Annotated in this window: 19 protein-coding genes; 6 read left to right on the forward strand and 13 right to left on the reverse strand. The window is 62.4% G+C overall.

The genetic code is table 11. From position 1 onward, the window contains the following. Window positions 1–10 precede the first annotated feature (10 nt). The 6 genes from AArcS_RS04770 to AArcS_RS04795 all read right to left on the reverse strand — a co-directional run bounded on the left by AArcS_RS04770 (window position 11) and on the right by AArcS_RS04795 (window position 6,995). Window positions 11–1,834, reverse strand: a complete 1,824-nt coding sequence (locus tag AArcS_RS04770; protein ID WP_238479320.1) for an acetyl-CoA carboxylase biotin carboxylase subunit — start codon at window positions 1,832–1,834, stop codon at window positions 11–13. A gap of 51 nt (window positions 1,835–1,885) precedes the next feature. Continuing rightward, window positions 1,886–2,806: a cysteine synthase A gene (gene cysK / locus AArcS_RS04775; protein WP_310736984.1), complete on the reverse strand. Its 921-nt coding sequence runs from the start codon at window positions 2,804–2,806 to the stop codon at window positions 1,886–1,888. Window positions 2,807–2,875: 69 nt separating this feature from the next. Continuing rightward, a complete protein-coding gene (locus AArcS_RS04780) occupies window positions 2,876–3,187 on the reverse strand; it encodes a DUF8022 family protein (RefSeq protein ID WP_238479321.1) in 312 nt (103 codons plus the stop codon). A gap of 3 nt (window positions 3,188–3,190) precedes the next feature. Then, window positions 3,191–4,735: an acyl-CoA carboxylase subunit beta gene (locus AArcS_RS04785; RefSeq protein ID WP_375139647.1), complete on the reverse strand. Its 1,545-nt coding sequence runs from the start codon at window positions 4,733–4,735 to the stop codon at window positions 3,191–3,193. An 88-nt stretch (window positions 4,736–4,823) separates the two neighbouring features. Further along, on the reverse strand, window positions 4,824–6,164 hold the full coding sequence (locus AArcS_RS04790) for a sodium-dependent transporter (RefSeq protein ID WP_238479323.1): 1,341 nt from the start codon (window positions 6,162–6,164) through the stop codon (window positions 4,824–4,826). 120 nt (window positions 6,165–6,284) lie between these two features. Then, entirely contained in the window at window positions 6,285–6,995 is a 711-nt protein-coding gene (locus AArcS_RS04795; protein WP_238479324.1) for an SDR family oxidoreductase, read from the reverse strand. Between the two features lie 73 nt (window positions 6,996–7,068). Between AArcS_RS04795 and AArcS_RS04800 the strand changes: the two genes are divergently transcribed. From AArcS_RS04800 to AArcS_RS04810, 3 genes are all read left to right on the forward strand, one after another. Further along, window positions 7,069–7,740 (forward strand): glycerophosphodiester phosphodiesterase, encoded by a 672-nt coding sequence (locus AArcS_RS04800; protein WP_238479325.1) that lies wholly within the window; start codon window positions 7,069–7,071, stop codon window positions 7,738–7,740. 229 nt (window positions 7,741–7,969) lie between these two features. Further along, window positions 7,970–8,344: a DUF5658 family protein gene (locus AArcS_RS04805; RefSeq protein WP_238479326.1), complete on the forward strand. Its 375-nt coding sequence runs from the start codon at window positions 7,970–7,972 to the stop codon at window positions 8,342–8,344. Continuing rightward, window positions 8,341–8,523, forward strand: coding sequence for a hypothetical protein (locus AArcS_RS04810; protein ID WP_238479327.1), 183 nt, complete (start codon window positions 8,341–8,343; stop codon window positions 8,521–8,523). Before AArcS_RS04805 ends, AArcS_RS04810 begins: the two co-directional genes overlap by 4 nt. A gap of 1 nt (window position 8,524) precedes the next feature. Here the strand turns inward: AArcS_RS04810 and AArcS_RS04815 are convergent, their stop codons facing one another. Both AArcS_RS04815 and AArcS_RS04820 read right to left on the reverse strand, forming a co-directional pair. Beyond that, complete coding sequence (locus AArcS_RS04815) at window positions 8,525–8,926, reverse strand: secondary thiamine-phosphate synthase enzyme YjbQ (RefSeq protein ID WP_238479328.1); 402 nt, start codon at window positions 8,924–8,926, stop codon at window positions 8,525–8,527. Window positions 8,927–8,933: 7 nt separating this feature from the next. Next, complete coding sequence (locus tag AArcS_RS04820; protein ID WP_238479329.1) at window positions 8,934–10,085, reverse strand: MBL fold metallo-hydrolase; 1,152 nt, start codon at window positions 10,083–10,085, stop codon at window positions 8,934–8,936. Between the two features lie 148 nt (window positions 10,086–10,233). Here AArcS_RS04820 and AArcS_RS04825 point away from each other — a divergent pair, with 148 nt between their 5' ends. Further along, the gene (locus AArcS_RS04825; protein WP_238479331.1) at window positions 10,234–11,481 is read left to right on the forward strand and encodes an FAD/NAD(P)-binding protein; all 1,248 of its coding nucleotides are present in this window, start codon (window positions 10,234–10,236) and stop codon (window positions 11,479–11,481) included. Between the two features lie 19 nt (window positions 11,482–11,500). Here AArcS_RS04825 and AArcS_RS04830 read toward each other — a convergent pair whose 3' ends face one another. Next, window positions 11,501–12,742 (reverse strand): FAD/NAD(P)-binding protein, encoded by a 1,242-nt coding sequence (locus AArcS_RS04830; protein WP_238479333.1) that lies wholly within the window; start codon window positions 12,740–12,742, stop codon window positions 11,501–11,503. A gap of 95 nt (window positions 12,743–12,837) precedes the next feature. On the opposite strand from AArcS_RS04830, the gene AArcS_RS04835 reads away from it, so the two are divergent. Both AArcS_RS04835 and AArcS_RS04840 read left to right on the forward strand, forming a co-directional pair. Beyond that, window positions 12,838–14,118, forward strand: coding sequence for a CobW family GTP-binding protein (locus AArcS_RS04835; RefSeq protein ID WP_238479334.1), 1,281 nt, complete (start codon window positions 12,838–12,840; stop codon window positions 14,116–14,118). Between the two features lie 5 nt (window positions 14,119–14,123). Further along, window positions 14,124–14,381, forward strand: a complete 258-nt coding sequence (locus AArcS_RS04840; protein ID WP_238479336.1) for a hypothetical protein — start codon at window positions 14,124–14,126, stop codon at window positions 14,379–14,381. A gap of 42 nt (window positions 14,382–14,423) precedes the next feature. Here AArcS_RS04840 and AArcS_RS04845 read toward each other — a convergent pair whose 3' ends face one another. From AArcS_RS04845 to AArcS_RS04860, 4 genes are read right to left on the reverse strand one after another with little or no spacing between them, the layout of a single operon-like run. Next, window positions 14,424–16,436 (reverse strand): SpoVR family protein, encoded by a 2,013-nt coding sequence (locus AArcS_RS04845; protein ID WP_238479338.1) that lies wholly within the window; start codon window positions 16,434–16,436, stop codon window positions 14,424–14,426. After that, complete coding sequence (locus tag AArcS_RS04850; protein WP_238479340.1) at window positions 16,433–17,740, reverse strand: YeaH/YhbH family protein; 1,308 nt, start codon at window positions 17,738–17,740, stop codon at window positions 16,433–16,435. The genes AArcS_RS04845 and AArcS_RS04850 overlap by 4 nt, the downstream gene beginning before the upstream one ends. Further along, on the reverse strand, window positions 17,740–20,022 hold the full coding sequence (locus tag AArcS_RS04855) for a PrkA family serine protein kinase (RefSeq protein ID WP_238479342.1): 2,283 nt from the start codon (window positions 20,020–20,022) through the stop codon (window positions 17,740–17,742). The genes AArcS_RS04850 and AArcS_RS04855 overlap by 1 nt, the downstream gene beginning before the upstream one ends. Continuing rightward, window positions 20,022–22,094 (reverse strand): PrkA family serine protein kinase, encoded by a 2,073-nt coding sequence (locus tag AArcS_RS04860; protein WP_238479344.1) that lies wholly within the window; start codon window positions 22,092–22,094, stop codon window positions 20,022–20,024. Before AArcS_RS04860 ends, AArcS_RS04855 begins: the two co-directional genes overlap by 1 nt. Between the last annotated feature and the right edge of the window lie 168 nt (window positions 22,095–22,262).

Raw genomic sequence — 22,262 nt, forward strand, 5'->3', positions numbered from 1 at the left:
CGTCGAACGGCTAGTCCAGCACGACCAGCACGTCACCCATATCGACGCTGTCCTCTTCGGCGACGGCGATCTGTGTGACCTCGCCGCCGCGTTCCGCGACCACGTCGTTTTCCATTTTCATCGCCTCGAGGACGCAGATCACGTCACCAGCGGCGACTTCGTCGCCCACCTCGACATTGATCTCCAGGATTGTCCCCTGCATCTCCGCGGTGACTGTCTCGCCGTCACCCATGATCTCCGTTTCGTCGGTCCCGTCAGGCCCCACGGTATCCGGTCGGTCGTCGCCCCCCGAGGACGGCTGGGCGGTGATCGGTGTTGCGCCGCGCTCTTCGAGATCCACGTCGAACCGTTTCCCGTTGACTTCGACGGTGAACTGCCGCTCGACGACTGACTCCTCGTCCCCGTCGTCGCCGATCGTGTCGGCACCCCACTGGACCTGAGCCTCCTCGATCCGGGATGGATCCAGTTCCTCGTCGAGGTATTTCGTTGTGTGACGCCCGTCGACGAACGCCTTGTCGCTCAACATCAGTCTGTGGAACGGAATTACGGTGGTCAGCCCCTCGATCTCGAACTCACGGAGGGCGCGCAGGCTTCGACTGATACACTCGTCTCGGTCGCTCCCGTAGACGATCAGTTTTGCGACCATCGAATCGTAGTCCCCGCCGATCTCGTCGCCCTGACGCAGGGCGTCGTCGACACGGACACCGATCCCCCCCGGCGGATCGTAGGTTCGGAGCGTCCCCGTCTGGGGGGCGAACTCCTCGGCCGCATTCTCGGCGTTGATCCGGAACTCGATGGCGTGACCGTCGAACTCGACGTCGTCCTGCTCGAAGGCGAGTTCCTCGCCCGCGGCGACGCGGAGCTGCCATTTGACGATATCGATGCCCGTGATCTCCTCGGTGACGCAGTGTTCGACCTGAATACGGGTGTTCACTTCGAGGAAGTAGAAGTTCGTATCGGGTCCGAGCAGTTCGCCCGCCTCCCGGTCCGGGTCCTCCTCGACGAGGAACTCGACGGTCCCGGCGTTCGTGTAGTCGGCAGCCTGAACGCCGCGACGGGCCGCTTCGCCGATCTGCTCGCGCAGCTCATCCGTGAGTGCCGGGCTCGGCCCTTCCTCGATGACTTTCTGGTGGCGTCGCTGGAGCGAGCAGTCCCGTTCCCCGAGATGCCTGACGTTCCCCTCTCCGTCGGCGATGATCTGTACCTCGACGTGACGTGGGTTCTCCAGAAACCGTTCGAGATACACCGAATCGTTGTCGAAATAGGCCTCACCCTCGCGTTTCGCACTCGTCAGTTGGTCCTCGATCTCCTCGGGTCCCTCAACGATCTTCATGCCGCGTCCGCCGCCACCGCCCTCGGCCTTGATCGCGATCGGATAGCCGTGTTCCTCACCGAACGCCTCGACTTCCTCCGGTTCGGTCACCGGGTCCGTCGTCCCCGGAACGATCGGGACGCCGGCCGAATCCATCACTTTGCGCGCTTTCGTCTTCTCACCGAGTTGCTCCATGGCGTCGGCCGAGGGGCCGATCCACGTGATCTCGGTCTCCTCGACCTTACCCGCGAACTCGGCGTTCTCCGCGAGGAAGCCGTAGCCGGGATGGATCGCGTCGGCGTTTGCCTTCCGTGCTGCCTCGATGACCGCCTCGTGGTCGAGATAGGAGTCGGCCGCCCGTGCGGGGCCGATGTTGTACGCCTCGTCGGCGTATCGAACGTGGCCCGCGTTCTTGTCGGCCTCGCTGTAGACAGCGACGGTCCCGACGTTCAACTCCTCACAGGCTCGCATCACCCGAACCGCGATCTCTCCACGGTTCGCAACCAGGACCTTCCTGAACATTCTTGATCGAAATATCAGCGACCACGTACCTTACTTTTCCGGTTCGGGGAGTCACTCGGGCGCGTACAGATCCGTGGATAGATACCGCTCACCAGTGTCGGGGAGGATGACGACGGTGCAATCATCGGGGTTCTCCGCCGCGTATTCCCGTCCCGCGGCCAGCGCGGCACCCGAGGAAATTCCGATCATGAGTCCTTCGTTACGTCCGAACCATCTCGCGGTCTCTTTGGCACGATCGGTGTCTACATCCCGGACCTCATCGATCAGTTCCATCCGCAGGATCTCCGGCACGAAGCCCGGACCGATCCCCTGTATGCCGTGGCTATCGTCGCTTTGCTCGGTCAGCGTTGGCGATTCGGCCGGTTCCACGGCGACGGTCGTGACATTCGCGCCGCGTTCCTCGTCGAAGTACTCGGCAAGCCCGGTGATCGTTCCTCCCGTCCCGACCCCCGCGACGACCGCGTCGACGCGCCCGCCCGTATCTCGCCAAATCTCCGGGCCAGTCGTCTTGCGATGAGCGGTCGGGTTTGCATCGTTTTCGAACTGTCGGGCGAGGATGGCGTTGTCGTGCTCGTCGACGATTTCCGCAGCCCGTTCGTTCGCACCCGTCATGCCGTCGTCGGCCGGCGTCAGCTCCAGTTCCGCGCCCAGCGCGGCGAGCATGGCACGGCGTTCTTCGGACATCGACTCGGGCATCGTCAGCACGCAATCGTATCCACGGGCGGCAGAAATCGCGGCGAGCCCGATCCCTGTGTTGCCGCTGGTCGCCTCGACGACGGTCCCACCCGGTTCGAGCGCACCGGAACGCTCCGCCGCGTCGATAATCTCACGGCCGATCCGGTCTTTTACTGAGTAGGGATTTTGCGCCTCGATCTTTGCGTACAGGTTCTCACCGATGCGCAACAGTGGAGTTTCACCGATCAACTCGGCGACCGAGTCGCTGACGTTCATCTCGGATTCGGTCGTAGCCATCGATGGAAGAAACAGAGCTGATAGACATAAGCTCCGCTCCGATTCCAGCCGGTTGAGAATCCCAAACCACTAGAACCGATCGCTGCGTCCGGCAGCAGTCCACTGATCGGTCGGCGCGTCGAGCGGAACACGTCCTGTTGAGCCGCTACAGCCATCGAGCTTTCCGGCGAAGGCCCAACGCTTGCCCTGCCACGTCTCCTCCTCGCTTTCTCCACGTGCCGCGGCCAGTTCCCGGTCTCGGAGGTGTGCGCCGATCGCCGCGGCGATAGCGGCCGCCTCGGCGTCGCTCACAGTTTGGGGAAGCGACAACGAGACGTCCTGGGGCAGTACGTCCCCGAGGGAGTGGTTGACCGTCTCTGGATCGGTAGTTGTGTTCGACATCACTCAAAGCGGAATGTTACCGTGTTTCTTGTCCGGCTGGTCCTCGCGCTTCGAGCGGAGCATCTCCAGATCCTGCACGAGCCGCGGGCGCGTCTCGGTCGGCTCGATGACGTCGTCGAGATAGCCCCGGTCGGCAGCGGTGTAGGGGTTGGCGAACTCATCGCGGTACTCCTGGATCAGCTCCTGCCGGAGTGCCTCGGTGTCCTCGGCCGCTTCGAGCTCGTCGCTGTAAAGCAGGTTTACCGCACCCTGTGGCCCCATCACCGCGATTTCGGCCGTCGGCCAGGCGTAGTTGACGTCCGCGCCGAGGTGTTTCGACGCCATCACGCAGTAGGCTCCGCCGTAGGCCTTGCGGGTGATGACTGTGAGCAGCGGGACTGTCGCCTCGGAGTACGCATAGAGCAACTTCGCACCGTGACGGATGATTCCGCGGTGTTCCTGATCGGTCCCCGGCATGTAGCCCGGTACGTCGACGAAAGAGACGATCGGGATATTGAAGGCGTCACAGAACCGGACGAACCGGGCTGCCTTCATGCTCGAATCGACCGTTAGCGTCCCGGCGTTGACCCGGGGCTGGTTCGCGACAACGCCGACCGAGTACCCGTCGAGTCGCGAGAAGCCGACGACGATGTTCTTTGCGAAGTTCTCGTTGACCTCGAAAAAGGACCCCTCGTCCATCACTGAATCGATGACATCGACCATATCGTACGGCTTCTGTGGGCTCGGCGGGACTATCTCGTTGAGCCGGTCGTCCTGCCGGTCGGGGTCGTCCCACGGTTCGACCCGTGGCGGATCCTCGACGTTGTTCTGCGGAAGATACGAGAGCAAATGACGAATCCGGTCTAGTGCCGTCTCGTCGTCGGGCACGGAGAACTGCGCTACGCCCGTCGTCGAACTGTGTGTCGACGCGCCGCCCAGTTCTTCGTGAGAGACCTCCTCGCCCGTCACCGTCTTCGTGACGCCCGGTCCCGTGATGTACATGTGGCTCGTATCCTCGACCATGAAGATGAAGTCGGTAATCGAGGGAGAGTAGACGGCCCCACCTGCACACGGGCCCATGATTCCGGATATCTGTGGGATGACACCGCTTGCCTGCTGGTTTCGGTGGAAGATTTCGGTAAAGCCCGCGAGGCTGTTGACGCCTTCCTGGATGCGTGCTCCCGCCGAGTCGTTCAGGCCGACGATCGGACAGCCGACCTCCATCGCGGTGTCCATTGCCTTGCAGATCTTCTCGGCGAACACCTCACCGAGCGAGCCGCCAAATACTGTGAAGTCGTGCGCGAAGACGAACACCTTTCGACCATCGACCTCGCCATAGCCCGTCACGACTCCATCGGTCAGTATCTTTCGCTCTTCCATCCCGAAGTTGTGGCTCCCGTGGGTCCGGAGCTTGTCGAACTCGTGGAAGGTGCCGTCGTCGAGGAAGTACTCGATACGCTCTCGGGCGGTCATCTTCCCCTTGTCGTGTTGGCGTTCGATTCGGGACTCACCGCCGCCGAGTTCGGCCTCCTCGCGGAGCTCTCGGAGCTCCGCGATCCGATCTTCCATCGTCATGACATCACCCTCTCGATCGTCTTCATACCGCGAGTATCGGCGACCGAATGGAAAAGATTTCCGCAACCAGCGACTGCGTATCTCAGGCGATAACGCCGAACTCGACGAGCTGGTTATACGCGTAAAAGACCAGCACAATGGCGACAACAAAGAGCACGACTGTTCGGACGTACCACAGCCAGAGCTGGGGGAGCCGTCCTTCAGCACCGCTTTTGAGTCCCTTCGATAGCTCGTCGTCGGAATGGGGGAACACCCAGCCGACGAAGATGACCAGCAAGAAGACGCCAAGCGGGAGCATGAAGCCGCCGGTAATCCCGTCGATGAGATCGAGCGTTTCGAGATCCATCGCCGACGGGACGCCGAGCAGGAAGATCAGCCCAGCCATCCCGTAGGTGGCTTTCTTCCGTTCCACGCCGTACGAGTCGATCAGGTACGAGACCAGCACTTCGAGAATGCTGATCGCGCTCGACAGTGCGCCGATGGCGACCACGCCGAAGAAGAGGACGCCGACGATGTGGCTTCCCGGGATTTCGGCGATGGCACCGCCGACACCGATGAACAGCTCACCAGGGCCGCCGTCACCCGGCGTCGCGCCGATGGCGAACAGCACCGGGAAGATGATGAGCCCGGCCATGACCGCGACCAGCGTGTCGAGACCAGCGATCCACCCACTGTCCTCGGCGAGGTTCCGATCCTCTCCAATGTACGAGGCATACGTGATCATCACGCCCATCCCGAGCGACAGGGTGAAAAACGCCTGGCCAGCAGCCGCTGGCAGGATGGTCGTCCAGTTCTCCGCGAGGACGTCAAGGTCGGGTGAAAGGAACCACGAGTAGCCGGCCATTGCGCCATCGAGCGTCGCAGCATATCCGATCAGCACGAGCATGACGACGACCAGTGCCGGAATCATTGCCTTGACTGCGAGTTCGATGCCGCGTTTGACTCCGGCTGCGACGATGACGGCTGTCAGGGCGATAAAGAGCCCGTGTAGCGCGATCGTCATCGTCCCCTCGGAAACCGCCGCGAAGTATGCCTCCGGGTTCTCGAAGTACGCGCCGGTCACGCTGCCACCCGTGTATCGTAGTACCCACCCCGCAGCGACGGAGTAGAAGGACATGATCATCAATCCGGTGAGAACGAACAGTCCGCCGATGTACCGCCAGCTACCGTACCCTAACTCGGTGAACGCCTTGACGGGGCTTTGCTTGGCTCGACGTCCGATGACGAACTCGACGAGGATCACGGGAATCCCGATGAGCACGACGAAGAGGAGATAGATGAGCAGAAAGGCTCCGCCACCCTCCTGTCCGATCTGGAACGGGAACCGCCAGATGTTTCCAAGACCAACTGCGCTCCCTACTGCAGCGAGGATAAACCCAAGACGGGTCGCCCACTGTTCTCGACTGCCGGATGACTCTACCATACGTACCACCTGTACGATGGCATTTAATAAATCTAATCTTTCGTATAAGGGGTTTCAGCAAATGTACAGATCACCGGTCTCCAAACGATTTGAAAACACGATCGTCAACTCAAAACCGAATCACGCCTCCCCGTAGACCGGCACCGCCGCGCCGCTCGTCGGACTCGCGGCGTCGCTACAGAGGAAGGCGATCACGCCTGCGATGTCCACAGGGTCAACCCACTTGTCCTGGTTCGATCCCGACATCATCTCACGGTTCATCGGCGTGTCGATCACGCTCGGCATCACCGCGTTTGCCCGGACCACCCCCTCGTTTTCGGCCGCAATGGTTTCGGTCAGTCGGCGAATGCTCGCCTTCGATGCTCTGTAGGGACCGTCGCCTTCACCACCTTCGAGGGAGGAGCGAGAGCTGATGCTCACGATCGATCCCTCGGCGTCCTGCAGGTGGGGCAGGGTGTGTTTTGAGGCGAGGAACGCGGTTTTGAGGTTGACGTCGAACAGCATGTCGAACTCGTCGACCGGCGTCTCCTCGATTGGCTGACCGCCGCGCCAGGTTCCGGCGACGTTCACGAGATGATCGATCCCACCGTGAGCATCGGCGATCTCATCGATGCCCCGTTCGACATCCTCCTCGTCGGTGAGATCGATCCGGTAGTAGGCGGTACGCTCGTCGAGATCGAGCAGTGCATCCTCGTCATCGGAGTCGAGCACGTCGACGGCGGCGACCCTTGCGCCCGCATCGCTGAACCGCTCGGCGACGGCGCTACCGAGCGCCCCGCAAGCACCAGTTACGACGACGACCCGATCACTGAAATCGAAGCTAACGGACATACGTCCCGTAGGGGCGGGAGCGAAATGAATTCAGGGGGCAGAATATTAAGACGCTGGCAGCCGAGCCTCGACCATGCGAGTGATCGCTCACCGTGGGTTCGCCGCCGACGCGCCCGAGAACACCGTATCAGCTATCGAACGGGCGAGCCGAGTAGCCGATAGCATCGAGTTCGACGTCCGACGGTGCGGGTCAGGCGAACTCGTCGTCGTCCACGACGAACGGATCGACCGCGTTACTGATGGAACGGGGCGCGTCGCCGATCTGTCACTTTCCGAACTTCAGTCCTTCGACGTACTCGGGAGCGGCGAGTCGATCCCGACGCTCGACGACGTTCTGGCAGCGATTGCGACGGACGTCGACATCAACGTTGAGCTCAAAGAGACTGCCATTGCGAGCGATGTCCTCGACGCACTTGGTCGGGTCGAAAACGACTGCATGGTCTCTTCCTTTTCCGCGGACGCATTGCAAGCGGTTCGATCCCACGACCGACCCGTCGAGACGGCGTATATCTCACGGTGGCTCCGTGACCAGCCAGTTCGTCGAGCGATCGAACTCGACTGTGAGTACGTTCATCCCCGGTTCACACTCCTGCTGTACTCGCGAGTACTTTCCCGTCCGAGATCCGTGGACCTGGAGGTCAACGTCTGGACGGTCAACGAGCCGCTGCTCGCCCGTGCAATGGCGTGGCGCGGTGTCGACGGTATCGCGACGGACGCTGTGGAGGTCGCTCGGCCATACCTGTAACGCTCCTCGATATCGTGCGCCCTGTTCTCGGATGATATAGACCATCTAGCGTTCGCCGGTCTGGAGTAAGCCGGACCTGTGGGCGAGTATCCGATCCATAGCAAAGGGTAGCCTCGTCGAGGTTCGAGACGAGCCGTCGACGAGACGGGGGATCTACCGATGCTCAGCAGGATATCTTCGCTCCGCAACCGGTACCGAGCCTCAAAACGCCCGAACTGGGGGTTGATGTATGGCTGCCGATAGCGCGATCCACAGAAACGATACAGCATGGCTCAGCCTCGACACCGATGAGGCGGAGTCCGCCCTGTGGGTACTCGCGATCGCCTTCTACGGCGTCGGCGACCTCGTTTCGACTATTGTCGGGCTGTGGCTCGGCGCAACGGAGGGGAACCCGCTTCCCGCTGCGCTCGTCGACGCCGCCCCCGGACTGGTCGGTGCGGCGGTCGTCCTCACCGTCTGGAAGGTACTGGTACTGGCCGGGTTCGTCCTGCTTGCGCGCAGACTCCGGAGTATCCATCGTCTCGTCGTGCCGGGGACTCTCGCAGTCCTCGGGGTGGTCGTCGTCGCGTGGAACACGACCGTGCTGGTCGTGGGATTCGCGTGAGCGTCCGGCTCGGCCCAGCAGTCCGTGGCCGTACCGGGAGCGTCTGTCTCCTCGCGATTAGCCTTGGGGCCGTGGCGTCCGTCGATGGTGCGTCCATAGTGACGCCGCTCGTGGTCACGCCGATCGGCTCGGACGCGCTGGAGCGGCTGCTCGTCGGCAACGGCGGTACGGGATCCTGAGCTACTCTCCAATCACTGTCACCGACACGTCTCTGCTCCGCGGGCCGTCACACTCGACCAGCAGGACGGACTGCCAGGTGCCGGTGTCGAGATCGCCGTCCCGAATCGGGATCGTTTCGCTCGGCCCCAGCAGCGTGGTCCGGAGATGCGAGTCGGCGTTCCCGTCGAGTTCGTCGTGGCGATGTCCCTCGTCGGGGACGAGGTCGGCGAGGAACCCTTCGATATCGTCGAGCAACCGTGGTTCGGCCTCGTTGATCACGACCGCAGCGGTCGTGTGCTGAACGAAGATCGTACAGTGTCCCTGCTCGACATCGTCCGGAATCGCGCGTTCGATCCGGTCGGTCAGGTCTACGATATCGAGTCGGGCGTCGGTCGAGACGGTGAACTGCTGACTGGTCGTCATCACATGATCACTCCGCTGCACAGCGGTTCGGTCCGAGTTCGAGCTCGATCGCCTCGGTCTCGTCCTCGACGTCCTCGCGACCCGTGTTCAGGCCGATGATCCGCTCGTAGTTCGGCGGCTTCTCGGGGCGGCGCTCGGTGACGTGCTCAACAAAGGCGTCCCGCGGGCGGCCGAGCAGATCGACAGTCGTCCGAATCGTCCCGACCGAGCCGACGATCGGCTCACCACGCGTCAGCTCGCCGGTCTCGCCCGCATCGCTGACGGCGAAATGTCCCGGCAGAACGGTTACGTCCTCGGGCAACGCAAGCAGCGTCCCGTGCAGGGAGTCGTAGAGCTGGTCGGCACCCTCCGCGGCCTCCGCGTCGCCGAACTGGAGTTCGGTGCGTCCCACCGAGTCGACAAAGAGTGTGTCACCGGTTGCGACCGCCTCGCCGTCGAGCAGGTAGCTGACCATCTCGGAGGTGTGGCCGGGCGTGGCGAGCGCCTTGACGTCGACCTCGCCGACGGTGACGACCTCGTTTCGTGCCATGGGCGTGTACTCGTGTGCGACCCCGCGGTCGGTGGCGTCCTCGCCGAGATAGTAGGGAACGTTGAGCTGGTCCGCAAGCATCCTACCGCCGGAGATGTGATCGGCGTGAACGTGCGTGTCGAAGACGGCGGCGATCTCGTAGCCCGCCGACTCGGCGGCGTCGACGAACTCATCGACGTGTCGGGTCGCGTCGATCACGGCTGCCCGTCGCGTCTCGGTACCGCAGACGACGTAGCCGAGACAGCCCTTCGCGCGGCGCTGGACCTGCAGGAGTTCGATTCCGTCGCTCTCGGTTGGGACAGTCGTCACGTCGTACACCCGGCTCCAGGCACGCATGCCGTCCTCGATCACCGTGACGTCGTCGTAGCCCGCCGCGGCCAGTTCGTCAACGATGTCGAACGATGATTTGCCTTTCGCACAGATCGTGAGGATTCGATCGGCCGGTTCCAGTCCCGTCTCCGCCCGAAAGTCCTCGACGTCGAACTCGTGGTGGGGCTTGTACGTGTAGTTGATCGCCCCCTCGATATGCCACGACTCGAAGCTCTCTGCTGGACGGGTATCGACGAGCGCGTACGACTCTCCCCGGTCCTGTAGATCGCGAAATTCCTCCGCGGTGAGTGATGCAGCCATACCCGCTCTTTGGGTTCAGTCTGTAAAAGGCTAGTCGGGGCCGAATCGTCCTGTACGCTGGCGGGGAACTATCGACTGCAGACGCCCCCGGTCCAGAAGTTATTAATATACTCGAACATTTTATTAACAGGAGATGACCGAGCGACCGATGCAAGGGAGCAATCGATCGGACGTACGGAGCAGTCCACGCGTGACGATCATCGGCGGCGGCGTCCACGGCGTCCACCTCGCGATCCGGCTGCTCGACGCGAATGTCGTCGAGCACGAGGACCTGCGAATCGTCGAACCCGACGGATTGCTCGGCGGGTTTCGTCGGAAGTGTCGGCAGTGTGGCGTCGAGACGCTCAGGTCACCCTTTGTCCACCACGTGGCTCGCGATCCGTTTTCGCTGCGTGATTTCGCACGCGGGCGGGGGCGTGACGACGAACTGCATCCGAGCAGGGTTGGCGGTGACCGGCCGACGACCGACCTCTTTTTCGATCACGCGGCGTGGGTCGTCGACCGGTACGATCTGGATTCGTCCATCGTCGAGGGCAGGGCAACCGGGATCAGAGAGCAGCGCACGGGGGTTGCCGTGGAGACGACCACGGGGCGGATCGAATCCGACTGGTGTCTCCTGGCGACCGGCTACGGCGGCGCGACGTCGCTCCCCGAGTGGGCTGGCACGCTTCCGGAGGACGCCCCGGTCACACACGTCTGGGATCCGTCGTTCGACCGGGAAGTGATCGGCGAGACCGAACACGTCGGCATCGTTGGCGGTGGCATCACGGCTGCACAGTTAGCAGTGACAATTGCGCGTCCGTCCAGAACCGTGACGCTGTTCGCGCGCAGTCCGTTCCGCGTCGAGTCGCTAGAGGCGGGCACCGAGTGGATGCATTTTTCCAGCGTCGTGGAGGAACTCCACGATCTGCCTCCCGCCTCGCAGGAACGCCAGCAGCGCGTCGAGCAGGCGCGAAACGACGGCGCGATCCCGCCATACGCCTTCGACCGATTGCGCGAGACATTGCAGGGGGACGGCATATCCCTCGAACGATCGGAGATTACGGTCGCCAACGAGGCGGGCGGGACCGTCGTCGTCACCTGCGAGGACGGGACTGCGGTGTGTCTCGACCGGATGATCTGTTCAACTGGCTTTGGGAATCCCTACAGTGCCAGCCTGTTCCGCTCGTTCCGTGAGACGTCACTGGCGTCTGGTTATCGCGGCGCACCGGTTCTCGACGACGAGACGCTGTGCTGGCGATGCGAGGACGGGAGCCCCTCGCGGGTACTCGTCTCCGGAGCCGCCACGGAGCAGGTGCTTGGCCCATTCGCTCGCAACGTGATCGGCGCGCGACGGGCGGGTGACCTGATCGTCGACCACCTGACCGCCCAGAAGGAAGCAATGGTGCCAGCGTAGAGTACCCTCTCCCAGACGTTCAGGGCCCCATCGCTGCGAGGTCAGCACGCTCTAGCTGGGTCGCTATCGACGGAACGATCCGGTCTGCCGCCCGCCGTGCGCCCGGGATGTTTGGTGCATAGGGACCGACAGTACCGAGGGCCAGCGCGCCGGTGACGAACAGGTTCGATAGCTGCCCCTGATCGTGTCGCCACGCGAGCGTCTCGTCATCGAGGAGTGGCATTCCGTCGTATCCGCGTGCGAGCGAGCACTCCTGGGCGACCCGGTCGACGAACGGATGCTCGAACACCGGCTCGAAGCCTGTCGCGAGGACTACCCGGTCGCCGACTAGGTCCCTGACGTGGCGGATCGACAGCGCAATCCCGTCGTCTTGACGTTCAACCGTCTCGATGTCGCCGCTCTCGATGACCAGCGCACCCTCGTCGATCCGCTCGTCCAGTTCCGCGTACAGGTACGGCGGCATCGACGCGTCGTTGCGCGCGTCCCTCGCTACCTCCAGTCGCGCTTTCGATCCCGGCGGATGCGTGTGCAGCTCCGATTCGATTCGTGACCAGTTGATCCACGGCGGCGCGGCTTCCGAGACCTCCCAGTCGAGCGGGTGTCGGCTGACCAGCCCGACCGTTTCCGACTCGCTCAGCGTGCAGGCGAGCTGGCCGGCAGTGATCCCGCCACCGACGATCAGCGTCCGGTCGACGGTTCTCGCGGGATCAAACTCGCCCCAGACGTGGACCACGTCGTCGATTCCCTGTGCCCAGTCCGGCCGGGTGTGGCGACCTCCGTGTCCCATCGCGAGGACGCAGGTGTCGGCGATCGCGCGTCCCTCCACCGTCTCCAGTGCGAGACGATCCCTGTCTGTCGGGCGGATCGCCTCGACGTGTGTCCGGCGATGGCAGCTATCGAGACCGCTGGTCGCGATAATCTCGTCGGCGTAGTCCAGAAACAGGGACAGCGAGGGCCGGGCCGGGTAATCGATCGTCGAGACGAGTTCGTCCCTGCGATCGTATTCGTCTGCGAACCGTTCGAGGCCGAACGCCTCCGCCCCGACGTGGTGGACGAACGTAGATCTGAGTGTCTCCATCCCGCACCGCTGGGCCTTCCGACGGAACGATTCCAGCAGTTGCTCGTGTGGGTCGAAGATGGCGATATCCGCTGGGCCAAACTGGGTGTCCTCTACTAGCCGGTTCGCGAGATACGTCCCGTGGATCCCGCCACCGATGATAGCACACCCGAACCGCTCTGGACTGTGTGTGTCGTTGCTCACGAGTGATCGGTACCGAGATCGATGCCCCAGAGATTAATAAGAACTGTGACTTAGATAATAACTTATATTATGACCAAGCCATAGGTTGTTAATGAATGAGCGAAGAGACGACTCCCGTGACGGTACTGTCCGGTATGCTAGGTGCCGGAAAGACCACCACACTCAACCACATCCTTGCACAGAGTGGCGACCGCGAGCTAGCGGTCCTCGTCAACGACATGGGCAAGGTCAACGTCGATGCGGATCTGGTCGCTGAATCCTCGGACATCTCCGACGAGGAGGAAGAGCTAGTCGAACTGGACGACGGCTGCATCTGCTGTGAGCTTCGCGGCGATCTGCTCGAAGCGGTCGACAGGCTCACCGAGGCGGGCGAGTTCGACGCCATAGTCGTCGAGTCGACCGGCGTCGCCGAGCCACTCCCTGTCGCACAGACGTTGACGATGGGCTTTGACCAGTCCGATCTCGATCCGACCGAGTTCTACGAAGAAACCGGTATCGAGCCGCTGTCGGGCTGTCACCTCGATACGACGGTCACCGTCGTCGACGCCCACCAGTTCCACGAGGCGATGCAATCCGACGAGGTCCTCGACGACGACGGCACCGAGAAACATCTCGGCGATCTGCTCGTCGAACAGGTGGAGTTCTGTGACGTCCTCCTGTTGAACAAGTGCGATCTCGTCGACGAAGCGACGCTCGAGGAGATCGAAGCGACGCTCGAAGTCCTCCAGCCCCGCGCCGAGATCCTGCGGACGACTCACGGCCGGGTCGACGTCGACGACATCGTCGAGACCGAGCGCTTCGACTTCGAGGAAGCACGCGCCTCGGCTGGCTGGATGCAGGAGCTACAACAGCCACACGAGTCCGCGGAGGAAGAACACGGCGTTACTTCCTTCGTGTTCGAGGCCGACCGACCGTTCCACCCCGAACGGTTTGCCGAGCTGCTTGACTCGTTCCCCGACGAAGTCGTCCGCTCGAAGGGTCACTTCTGGCTCGCCGGTCGGGAGGACAACGCGATCATGCTCCACGTCGCGGGCCAGTCGGTCCGGGTCGCACCGGCCGGTCGGTGGGTAGCGAGTCTCCCGGCCGAAGAACAGGAAGCGCAGTTCGAGGCCCATCCCGGCCTCGAAGACGAGTGGGATGACCAGTGGGGTGATCGTGGCACCCGTCTGGTACTGATCGGCGTCGAGATGGATCACGAGGCACTCCGGACGTATCTGGAGCACAGCCTGCTCACCGACGAGGAGATGGCGGCCGACTGGGACGCCTTCGAGGATCGCTTCCCGACGTTCGAGGCCCCCGAAACCGGGGAAGCGACCGACGCGGACGAATCGGACGAAACGACCGACGGTGGCGAAGAGATCGGTATTGCTGATTGATACACATGTCTTCAGACTTTCAGACCGCAGTCAAACGGAACGTATCGAAGGATAGCCGACGCAAAGCGATCGACAGACTCGTCGAAAAACGGGACGCGACGAACCTCGGCGTACTGGTCCGGACCGGCGGCCTCGTCGGCGACCTCCGTCGCCACGCTCTCGAAGGGCTTGGCCGCTGTTCGGCGACGGCCGAGCTCGAATCGATCACCGAGGATAGAACCGTAGAATCGTCGCTCCGGGATCGGGCCGCCGAACTGGCCTGAGGGCGGCGCTCCCGCCAGACGCCGAGACGGGACACCGACCAATTATGCCAGCCAGTCGTCGGGTTTCGTATCGTAGTCGATGTCACTGGCGGCGATATCCTCGACGTCCTCCCACGGTAGCGAGCGTTCGTCGAACGTCTCGCCGTCGTACCGGATCAGTGCTCCCTGCTCGGTGGGTTCTGGCTCCTCGTTGCGACGACGCGCCACCTCACGATCGTGATCGTCGATCCGTTTGACGATCGTCACGAGATTGACGGGTCGACCCCACAGCTCGAAGACGCGTTCGAGCGTTCGCTTTGCCTGTTCTATGTCGAGCATGACGCCGTTGTACCGGTGGGAAAGCAGTAGCTCGTTACGGTTGTTGTAGTTGCCGTCACTGACGACGATCGTCGGCTTCCCGAAGTTCGTAAAACGGAGCAGGAGTTTCTTCTTTACGTCCGCAGCGTCCCGGCTGGCGACGCGTGGCTGCCCCGTCGCGTGGGAGTGTTCGTAGGTGAAATACTCACCCTCCTCGACGAACTCGTCGGTGAGGAACTCGTCGAGGAACGTCACGTCGTTGTGGCTCTCGCGGATCTCGCGCATCCGGTCCCAGCCGGTCGTGTAGTCGACATCCTCCAGAGCCTCCTCCACGCTGTCGTAGATCGCGTCATCGAAGAGATAGCGACCAAGCCGTTCGAGTTCGGACTGGCTCACGCTCGGCAGGAAACTACGGTTCTGTGGCTTGATCAGTGAGAAGTGTCGACGCGCCAGCCCCTCGTAGGTGAGCACTTTCCAGGGGTAGCGATCGACGTCAATATCGCCGTCACGGGCGCGCTGGAGGTTCTCACGATCGACATATCTGTCGGGCAGGTCGGCAACCTCGTCGAGCCGGTCGCCCGTGATCAGTTTCAGCGCCGAGGGGGGTTCGAGTGTCTCCAGTACGGCATCGAAGTCGACGGATTCCGACAGGTTCCGCCACGAGATTCCCTCGACGCGCAGCAGTTTGTCCAGCACCTCCCGACGGTTAACCGTGTTCTCAGCGTACTGCCAGAGTTCGAGGCCGAGCTTGTAGGGATTCAGACCGGGCGAGCCGAGCACACGGGCCATGTGATCGGCGTAGGTGAGGAACTCGTCAGCCTCGGCGAAGTTCTCGCCAGCCATCATGACGGATTCCCAGTAACTTGCCCACCCTTCGTTCATTATTTTTGTCATTTTCTGCCCCGCGAAGTAGTACGACTCGGTGCGCAGCATCTCCAGGACGTCACGCTGCCAAGGCTCGTACTCGCGGGCCTTCCCGGCGTCGGCATCGAACTGCTTTCCATGCTCGCCGAGGAACGCGATGACGTCTTTCTCGGGCGTCGTGGGGTCAGTCGTGTCCTCGTCGTCGGCCTGTCCTTCGAGCCATTCCTCGGAGAACACCTCCTCGCGGACTTCGTCGCTCAGCTCCAGTTCGGCGAGCTGTTCGGCAAGGTCGGCCTCCCGCTGCTCGAGCTCGCTCTCCGGGTCGCCCGGTCGCGTCGCCGAGAAGGCCTGATGCTGGTCGATGGTGTCTTCGAGCGTCAGCACGTGGTCGATCCATCGCTCGACGTCGCCCCGGTCGATCTCGGGATCCTCCATGTACTCGCGGATCTGGCGGGCGTGGCGTTCCAGCATGGCCGCCGCCTCGACAGTATCGTTGCTCCGTCCGTCGGTGAAGAGGCCGAACCACTGGTTGTTGGCGAAGAAGTCGGCGTGGGCCTCGACGTGCGTGATCACCGCTTTCTGGTCGGCGAGTTCGTTCGACTCCTGCAGGAAGGCATGGGAAGGGTTGTCATTGTTGACGATCTCGAAGGCCTTCCCGCCCATGTACTGGCCCTGTTTTTGCTGGCGGTCGTACTGCATGCCCCAGCGCCAGTGTGGGTAGCGTTGCTGGAACCCGCCGTACGCGATCAGCTCGTTCATCTCGTCGTAGTCGACGATCCAGTAGTTGACCGGGTAGGGTTCGAGTCCGAGGCGCTCGGCCAGTTTGCGGGCCTCCTCGACTGGTGCTTGCAGTTTCTCTGCCTCCCGCTGTGCGCTGTATCGATCGAAGTTCATGAGTCACTCTCCGTGCTGAGGATCTCCTCGATGGCGTCGACGACGTCATCCTGTCCGGAGACGTAGGCCACCGCGACGTTGTCGTCCTCGTCGAAATGACTTTCCAGCTCCTTGGCGTGGGTCGCGTTGACCGCGTTGCCGCTGGGCTGGGTTTCGACGTAGGCGTGGAGATTGGCCGGAATCGATTCCATGAGCGGGATGACGCCCGATTCGGTGTCGTTCGAGGAGTTCTCGCTGTCACCGGCGGCGAAGACGTACCGGTTCCACTCGTGCCAGGGGTACTCCTCCAGCAGTGCCTCGGCGAGTTCGTAGGCGGAGGAAATCTTCGTTCCACCACCTGAGCGGATGCCGAAGAACTCCTCGCGGTCGACCTCCCACGCCTCGGCGTCGTGGGCGATGTAGACGAACTCGGCGTTGTCGTACTTGCCCTGGAGATACCAGTCAAGCGGCGTGAACGTCCGCTCGACCAGTTCACGCTTGTTCTGGCGCATCGAGCCCGAGACGTCGCGGATGTTCACCACGACGACGTTCTTTTCTTTCTCCTCGATGATCTCGGGATGCCTGTACCGCTCGTCCTCGCGGCGCAGCGGGACGTGTTTGAGCCCTTCGCGGCGGATCTTCCGCTGGACCGGTTCGCGCTCGACGGTCGCATCGAGTTCCTCGAAGCTCTCCCACGCGCCGCGTTCGTCGCCCGGAATCTCGCTGTAGGCCTCCTCGATCCACGGCTTCGAGACGGGGATGTTCTCGCCGCGCGCCCACTCGAAGACCTGCTGGGGCCCCCAGCCGTCGATCTTCAGCACCTCGCGGACGAACTCCTCGTCGAAGTCCATCGCGAGCTTTCGCTTGAGGCCTTCCTTGAACATCCGCTCGAAATCGAGCGTCGAGTCGGGGCCGCTCCGTGTGAGGTCGGTAAACGGCCCTTCCTTTTCCTCTATCACCTTCTTTCCCTTCGGTTCGAGATCCAGCCCGAGCCGTTCGTCGAGCTCCTCGGCGAACTCCTCGGGATCCATCTCGTAGTACTCGTGCGTACCGCTTTCCTCGCCCGGGTCGCCGTCCTCGTCACCGTCTCCCGGCTGTGGCTGTGGCGGGCCAACAGGGTCGCCAACCTCCCCCTCCCCCTTCCCGACACCGCCCTGGTCGCGCTGATCGTACTCGAAAGAGGGCAGGTCGACGATCTTGATCGGGATCCGTACCTCGTCACGGTCGCTGCCGCTCAGATCGCCGTACTGGATGAAGTCAGCGAGGTCTTTGCGGCGCTGTTCGCCCACTTCCCTGAACCGGTCGAGATCGTCCTGTAGTCCCATTATTTCCACTTGTACGCGACCTGTCCGACGACGTGGCGGCTCGTCAGCTCGGCCGACGCCGCCGTGTAGTCGAACAGGTCGATCATGTTCTCGATCGTCCCTCGTTTCACGCTCTCGGTCTCGGTGTTCGCCGGCGGATCCGACCACTGGCTCGGATCGAAGTCCTCGTAGATTCGCTCGACGTCGTCCCAGTCGTAGCTCTCCAGGAGACTACGAATAACTGGGATCGACGTCAGGTCGACATCCGACACCGAGAAGTCCTCGTCCCGTTGCTCCCACGCGTGCCGGTTCAGCGACGTGATGATTTTGCTCCGCCGGAACTCGGCGACGGCTGTAGAGGGTTCGTTGCCTTCGTAGTCGCGTTCGGCGAACCGGCCCATCTGCTCGATCTCGAACAGCTTCATCTTCAGCGGGTCCGGATCGATCCGCTCGCCCCGGTCGTTGGTGATCCGCTCGTCGGTCGCCCATGCGTAGACGTGCTCGACGTACTCACCGACCGTCCCCTCGTCGACCCGGTTGTCGTGGAGCATGGCCTCGAGGACGTCCCCTTCCTGCTGGCTAAACAGGTAGTTTTTGACGGGGACGACCCGGTTCTCGAACTCCGCGCTCTCGCCAGCCGAGAACATCGGCGCCTCCGAGAGCCCTTCGGCCATCGCGTTCAACACGTCGCGGGGCATGACGACCGACTCGACGGGGAGCTCCGGATGATGGCGGTCAGTCTCCGCCTGCAGGAGTTCGGCCAGCACGTCCCGCGTGAACGTCACCGGAATTCCCTGCTTGCCACTTTGCACGTCATCGAACGCGAACTCGTCTTTCTCACGGCGTTCGTCGCCGTCCTCCAGATACCCCCGATCGTAGAGGACCGCCTTGTCGACGAGATCGATCCCTGCTGGCAGATCCCCATCGTCAAGCCGCGTCACGACCGCATACATCGCCGCGGCCTGGATGGCATGGGGGGCGAGTTCCCGTTCGCGGATCTCGCCGTCGGCCCCTCGCAGATCCATCGTGACCGGCTTGCGGATCTTCGCTTCCAGTTCGTCGTACTCGTCGGTCTCCCAGACCGACGTCTCGCCAGTTAGCTCCCGGCGGATCAGTTCGGTCTCCAGGGAGACGTTGGTCAGGTACCTGAACTCGTGTTTGTCGAGCCGTCGCTTGAGCGCCTTCAGCGGGTCCGTCCCGTTACGGTCAGCGTGCTGGTTCAGCTGGTCCTCCAGATCCGGGTTCGAGATAATCAGCAGCTGTGAGTCGATATCCATCCCGATTCCCTTGTCGAGTTTGACGGTTCGCTCGTCGGGGACGTTCAGTAGCTTCTGGAGCAAGTCGGCGTGCTGGGCGGCGTCCTCGACGATCGTGAGAAGCCCGTTGCCCTGTGAGAGTACGCCATCGTAACTGAACGCCTGCGGGTTCTTTCGCCCGCGGGAGTCCAGTTCCTGCAGCATTCCCTGCATCCACGAGCCGACCAGTCGCTGTTTGGGATGGCCCTCGTCCTCGGAGTGGAGGACGCCGATCCCCTGCCCGACGTCGACGACGTAGTTTTTCACCCTGAGGTGATCGGGATCGGTGATCGCCGAGAACAGTTCGCCGGACTGTCCCGATCGGCGGTACTGTTCTTCTAAGTACTCGTAGGCTTCCCGCGAGAACGGGTCGAGGCGCGTGTCGACGTGCAAGTCGACGTGATCGTCCGACGCCTCGTTGATCTCGGCCAGCAGCTCTGACCGCACGTCCTCCGGGAACACTGACAGTGGATGCGCCTGCACGGGGCTCTCGTACCAGTCATCCTCGTCGGAGCGTCGCTCGCTCCCGTAGCTCAGACCGCGCGTATCGACCGCGCCCTCGACGTTCCATTCGATGGTGTATCGACGCCCTTCTTCGGTCTTCGAGTACTCGCGCAATCCGTTGATCAGACAGCGTTTGAGTTCGGATTTCCCGGTCGCCGTCGGTCCGTCGAACCAGATAATCTTCTCGCCTTTCCCGCGTTCAGCCGCTATCGTCCGCAGATCGTCCACGAAGGCGTTGAGTACCTCGGTGTTGCCGAGAATCGCGTGCTCGCCGTCGTTGTGCGGGTCATCAAAGAACCGATAGCGCTCTTTTTCCTCGCCCTCCTCGATCACCGTTCTGGTGCCCTGTGATTCGATCGCCTCGACCAGATACTTGGTCGCATGGGAGGCGATCCGCGGGCGCTCGAAGACGCGATCGACGTACTCGGCCAGTGGTTTGGGCTCCTCGTAGGCCCCTTCGAGGGCGGCGTCTGCCTCGCTGACGAACTTCTCTCCTCGGGACATTACTCTTCGAGTTCGGATTTGGCGACCTCGGCACCGGCGAACTCCAGCACTTCGCGCGCGCCATCCTCGCTGTATCCCTGCTTGAGCAGCGCGTCGATCCACGCCGAGCGCTCGTCGTCGTCGAACTCGTTTGCGCTGACCAGTGCCGAGAAGTTGATATTGTGTTTCTTGTCCTCCCAGAGCTTGCGTTCGAGCGCACGGCGCAGACGCTCGTTGTCCTGCGGGTTGAACGCCTCGCCCTCACGCGCCCTGCGGGAGACCCAGTTCGAGACCTCCTGCCGGAAGTCGTCTTTTCGGTCCTCTGGAATGTCGAGTTTCTCCTCGACACTTCGGAGGAAGGTTTCGTCGGGCTCCTGTTCGCGGCCCGTAATCTCGTCCTCGACGGTGTCGTCGTCGATGTAGGCCATCACATGGTCCATGTACTTCTCGCCCTGACGACGGATCTCGTCGACGTCGTATGCGAGCGCATGTCGAACGTCCTCGATGGCGCGCTCGCGGTACTCCTCGCGGACGCGTTCGAGGTAGCGGTAGTAGGTGTCGAATCGGTCCTCTGCGATCGAACCGTGGTGTTCTAAATTCTCCTCGAAGAAGTTGAAGACGATCAGCGGCGAGAGGAAGTCCCGGCCGCGGTGTTTGCTGTCCATGATCGCCTCGGCGATCTCGTCGCCGATGAATCGGGGCGAGATTCCCTCCATCCCTTCCCCGATCTCGGCTTTCGCAGCGGCTTCCTCGCGAAGCTTCTTCAGGTCGACGTCGTCGGTCTCGTCGTCCTCGCCGTTGTAGGCTTTCGCCTTCTGGAGGAGATCGACCGTCTCCGTGTCGGGCTCTTCGATCCGCGTAAGGACCGAAAAGAGCCCCGCCATCTCCAGCGTGTGGGGTTCGACGTGGATGTCGGGTACGTCCGCGTTCCCCAGCAGTTTCCAGTAGATTTCGGCCTCGTCCTCGTAGGAGAGGACGTACGGGAAGTCGATCCGCTTGGTGCGGTCGTTAAAGGCCTCCATCTTCTCGTCGCCCTTTTTGTCCTTGTACTCGGGCATGTTCGTCCGCCCAACGATCACCTGGTCGATGTCGATCCGCGGGTTGTTCTTGGGCTTGATCGTCTGTTCCTGACTGGCGTGTAAGAAGTCATAGAGGAACTCCCGCTGGAGTTTCAGCAACTCCTCGCCGGAGAAGACGCCGCGGTTCGCGTTACAGAACGCGCCGGAGTAATCGAATGCGCGCGGATCGGATTCGCCGTAGACGGCGATCTTCGAGTAGTTGACGTCGCCGGTGAGTTCGGTCTCGTCCTGATTTTTCTTGTCCTTTGGCTCGAACGTCTCCAGGGCCTGCCGTTTGTTCTCATCCGCCGTGAGTCGGATGATCTCGACGTGCTTTTCGAGTACCTTCTGCAGGTCGTCGTCGTAGTGGGCCAACAATCGGTCCATGTAGAACTCGCTTTCCGGGTCCAGGCTCTGCTCGTTACGGATCGTGTACGGTGCGTCCAACCGGTCGTTGAGCCCGTCGATGACCTGCTGGCGCTGTTCGAGGGGCAGGAGGACGAGCGGGTCCTGGTTCATCGGCGAACGGACCGTGTCATCTGCGGGATCCTGATCGTCGATCACCGAGCAGAGGTCGGTCCACCGGAACGTGTACATCCGGCCCTCCTCCTGCATCGTGTAGTCCTCGAAGTAGCGCCGGACCTGCTGGTCGAAGGCGGATTTGCCCGATCCCACTGGGCCGAGCAGCAGCTTGATGCGTCGTTCGGGACCGAGCCGTCTGGCACCGCTTTTGACCTTGTTGACGAACTCGTGCATCGACTCGTGGATCACGCGGCCGAAAAACCGGTTCTCGCCGTCGTGGAGCGGATCCTTCGACGCGAGGTGGTACTCGACGACCCCGGCTTCTTCGTCGTAGTCGGTGCCGTAGTGGTCGAACATGTCCGCGACGCGCTGGTGGGCGTTGCGGGCGATCTGCGGATCCTCGTACACCTCGTCGAGATACCAGTCGAAGGATCTGGTCTCGCGAAGGTCTCCCGGTATCGATTCTCTGTACTCCTTGCTTAGCTCGTCGAGCGTTTCAGTGTCTCCGGTCATGGCTCCCCCTGGCTTCGCCGGTCGTAGTCGCTGGTTCTGCTGCGAGTTGGTTGTCGTCGGTTCGGATCGCTTCTGTCATATACTATCACTCCCCAGACCGTTCCGCGCAACGAGGGGCTCAGCAGTAAACGACTCAACAGTGCAAGACGCGTCGAAGTCCGGGTCGGG

This window comes from Natranaeroarchaeum sulfidigenes (genome assembly GCF_017094485.1).
Classification (GTDB): domain Archaea; phylum Halobacteriota; class Halobacteria; order Halobacteriales; family Natronoarchaeaceae; genus Natranaeroarchaeum; species Natranaeroarchaeum sulfidigenes.

Coding starts and splice junctions, on each gene's coding strand:
- AArcS_RS04850 (WP_238479340.1), bottom strand. CDS start 17,740: ATGGGACTACAGGACGATCTCGACCGGTTCAGGGAAGTGGGCGAACAG.
- AArcS_RS04840 (WP_238479336.1), top strand. CDS start 14,124: ATGTCTTCAGACTTTCAGACCGCAGTCAAACGGAACGTATCGAAGGAT.
- AArcS_RS04795 (WP_238479324.1), bottom strand. CDS start 6,995: ATGTCCGTTAGCTTCGATTTCAGTGATCGGGTCGTCGTCGTAACTGGT.
- AArcS_RS04815 (WP_238479328.1), bottom strand. CDS start 8,926: ATGACGACCAGTCAGCAGTTCACCGTCTCGACCGACGCCCGACTCGAT.
- cysK (WP_310736984.1), bottom strand. CDS start 2,806: ATGGCTACGACCGAATCCGAGATGAACGTCAGCGACTCGGTCGCCGAG.
- AArcS_RS04790 (WP_238479323.1), bottom strand. CDS start 6,164: ATGGTAGAGTCATCCGGCAGTCGAGAACAGTGGGCGACCCGTCTTGGG.
- AArcS_RS04820 (WP_238479329.1), bottom strand. CDS start 10,085: ATGGCTGCATCACTCACCGCGGAGGAATTTCGCGATCTACAGGACCGG.
- AArcS_RS04770 (WP_238479320.1), bottom strand. CDS start 1,834: ATGTTCAGGAAGGTCCTGGTTGCGAACCGTGGAGAGATCGCGGTTCGG.
- AArcS_RS04855 (WP_238479342.1), bottom strand. CDS start 20,022: ATGTCCCGAGGAGAGAAGTTCGTCAGCGAGGCAGACGCCGCCCTCGAA.
- AArcS_RS04800 (WP_238479325.1), top strand. CDS start 7,069: ATGCGAGTGATCGCTCACCGTGGGTTCGCCGCCGACGCGCCCGAGAAC.
- AArcS_RS04825 (WP_238479331.1), top strand. CDS start 10,234: ATGCAAGGGAGCAATCGATCGGACGTACGGAGCAGTCCACGCGTGACG.
- AArcS_RS04860 (WP_238479344.1), bottom strand. CDS start 22,094: ATGACCGGAGACACTGAAACGCTCGACGAGCTAAGCAAGGAGTACAGA.
- AArcS_RS04805 (WP_238479326.1), top strand. CDS start 7,970: ATGGCTGCCGATAGCGCGATCCACAGAAACGATACAGCATGGCTCAGC.
- AArcS_RS04835 (WP_238479334.1), top strand. CDS start 12,838: ATGAGCGAAGAGACGACTCCCGTGACGGTACTGTCCGGTATGCTAGGT.
- AArcS_RS04780 (WP_238479321.1), bottom strand. CDS start 3,187: ATGTCGAACACAACTACCGATCCAGAGACGGTCAACCACTCCCTCGGG.
- AArcS_RS04785 (WP_375139647.1), bottom strand. CDS start 4,735: ATGGAAGATCGGATCGCGGAGCTCCGAGAGCTCCGCGAGGAGGCCGAA.
- AArcS_RS04845 (WP_238479338.1), bottom strand. CDS start 16,436: ATGAACTTCGATCGATACAGCGCACAGCGGGAGGCAGAGAAACTGCAA.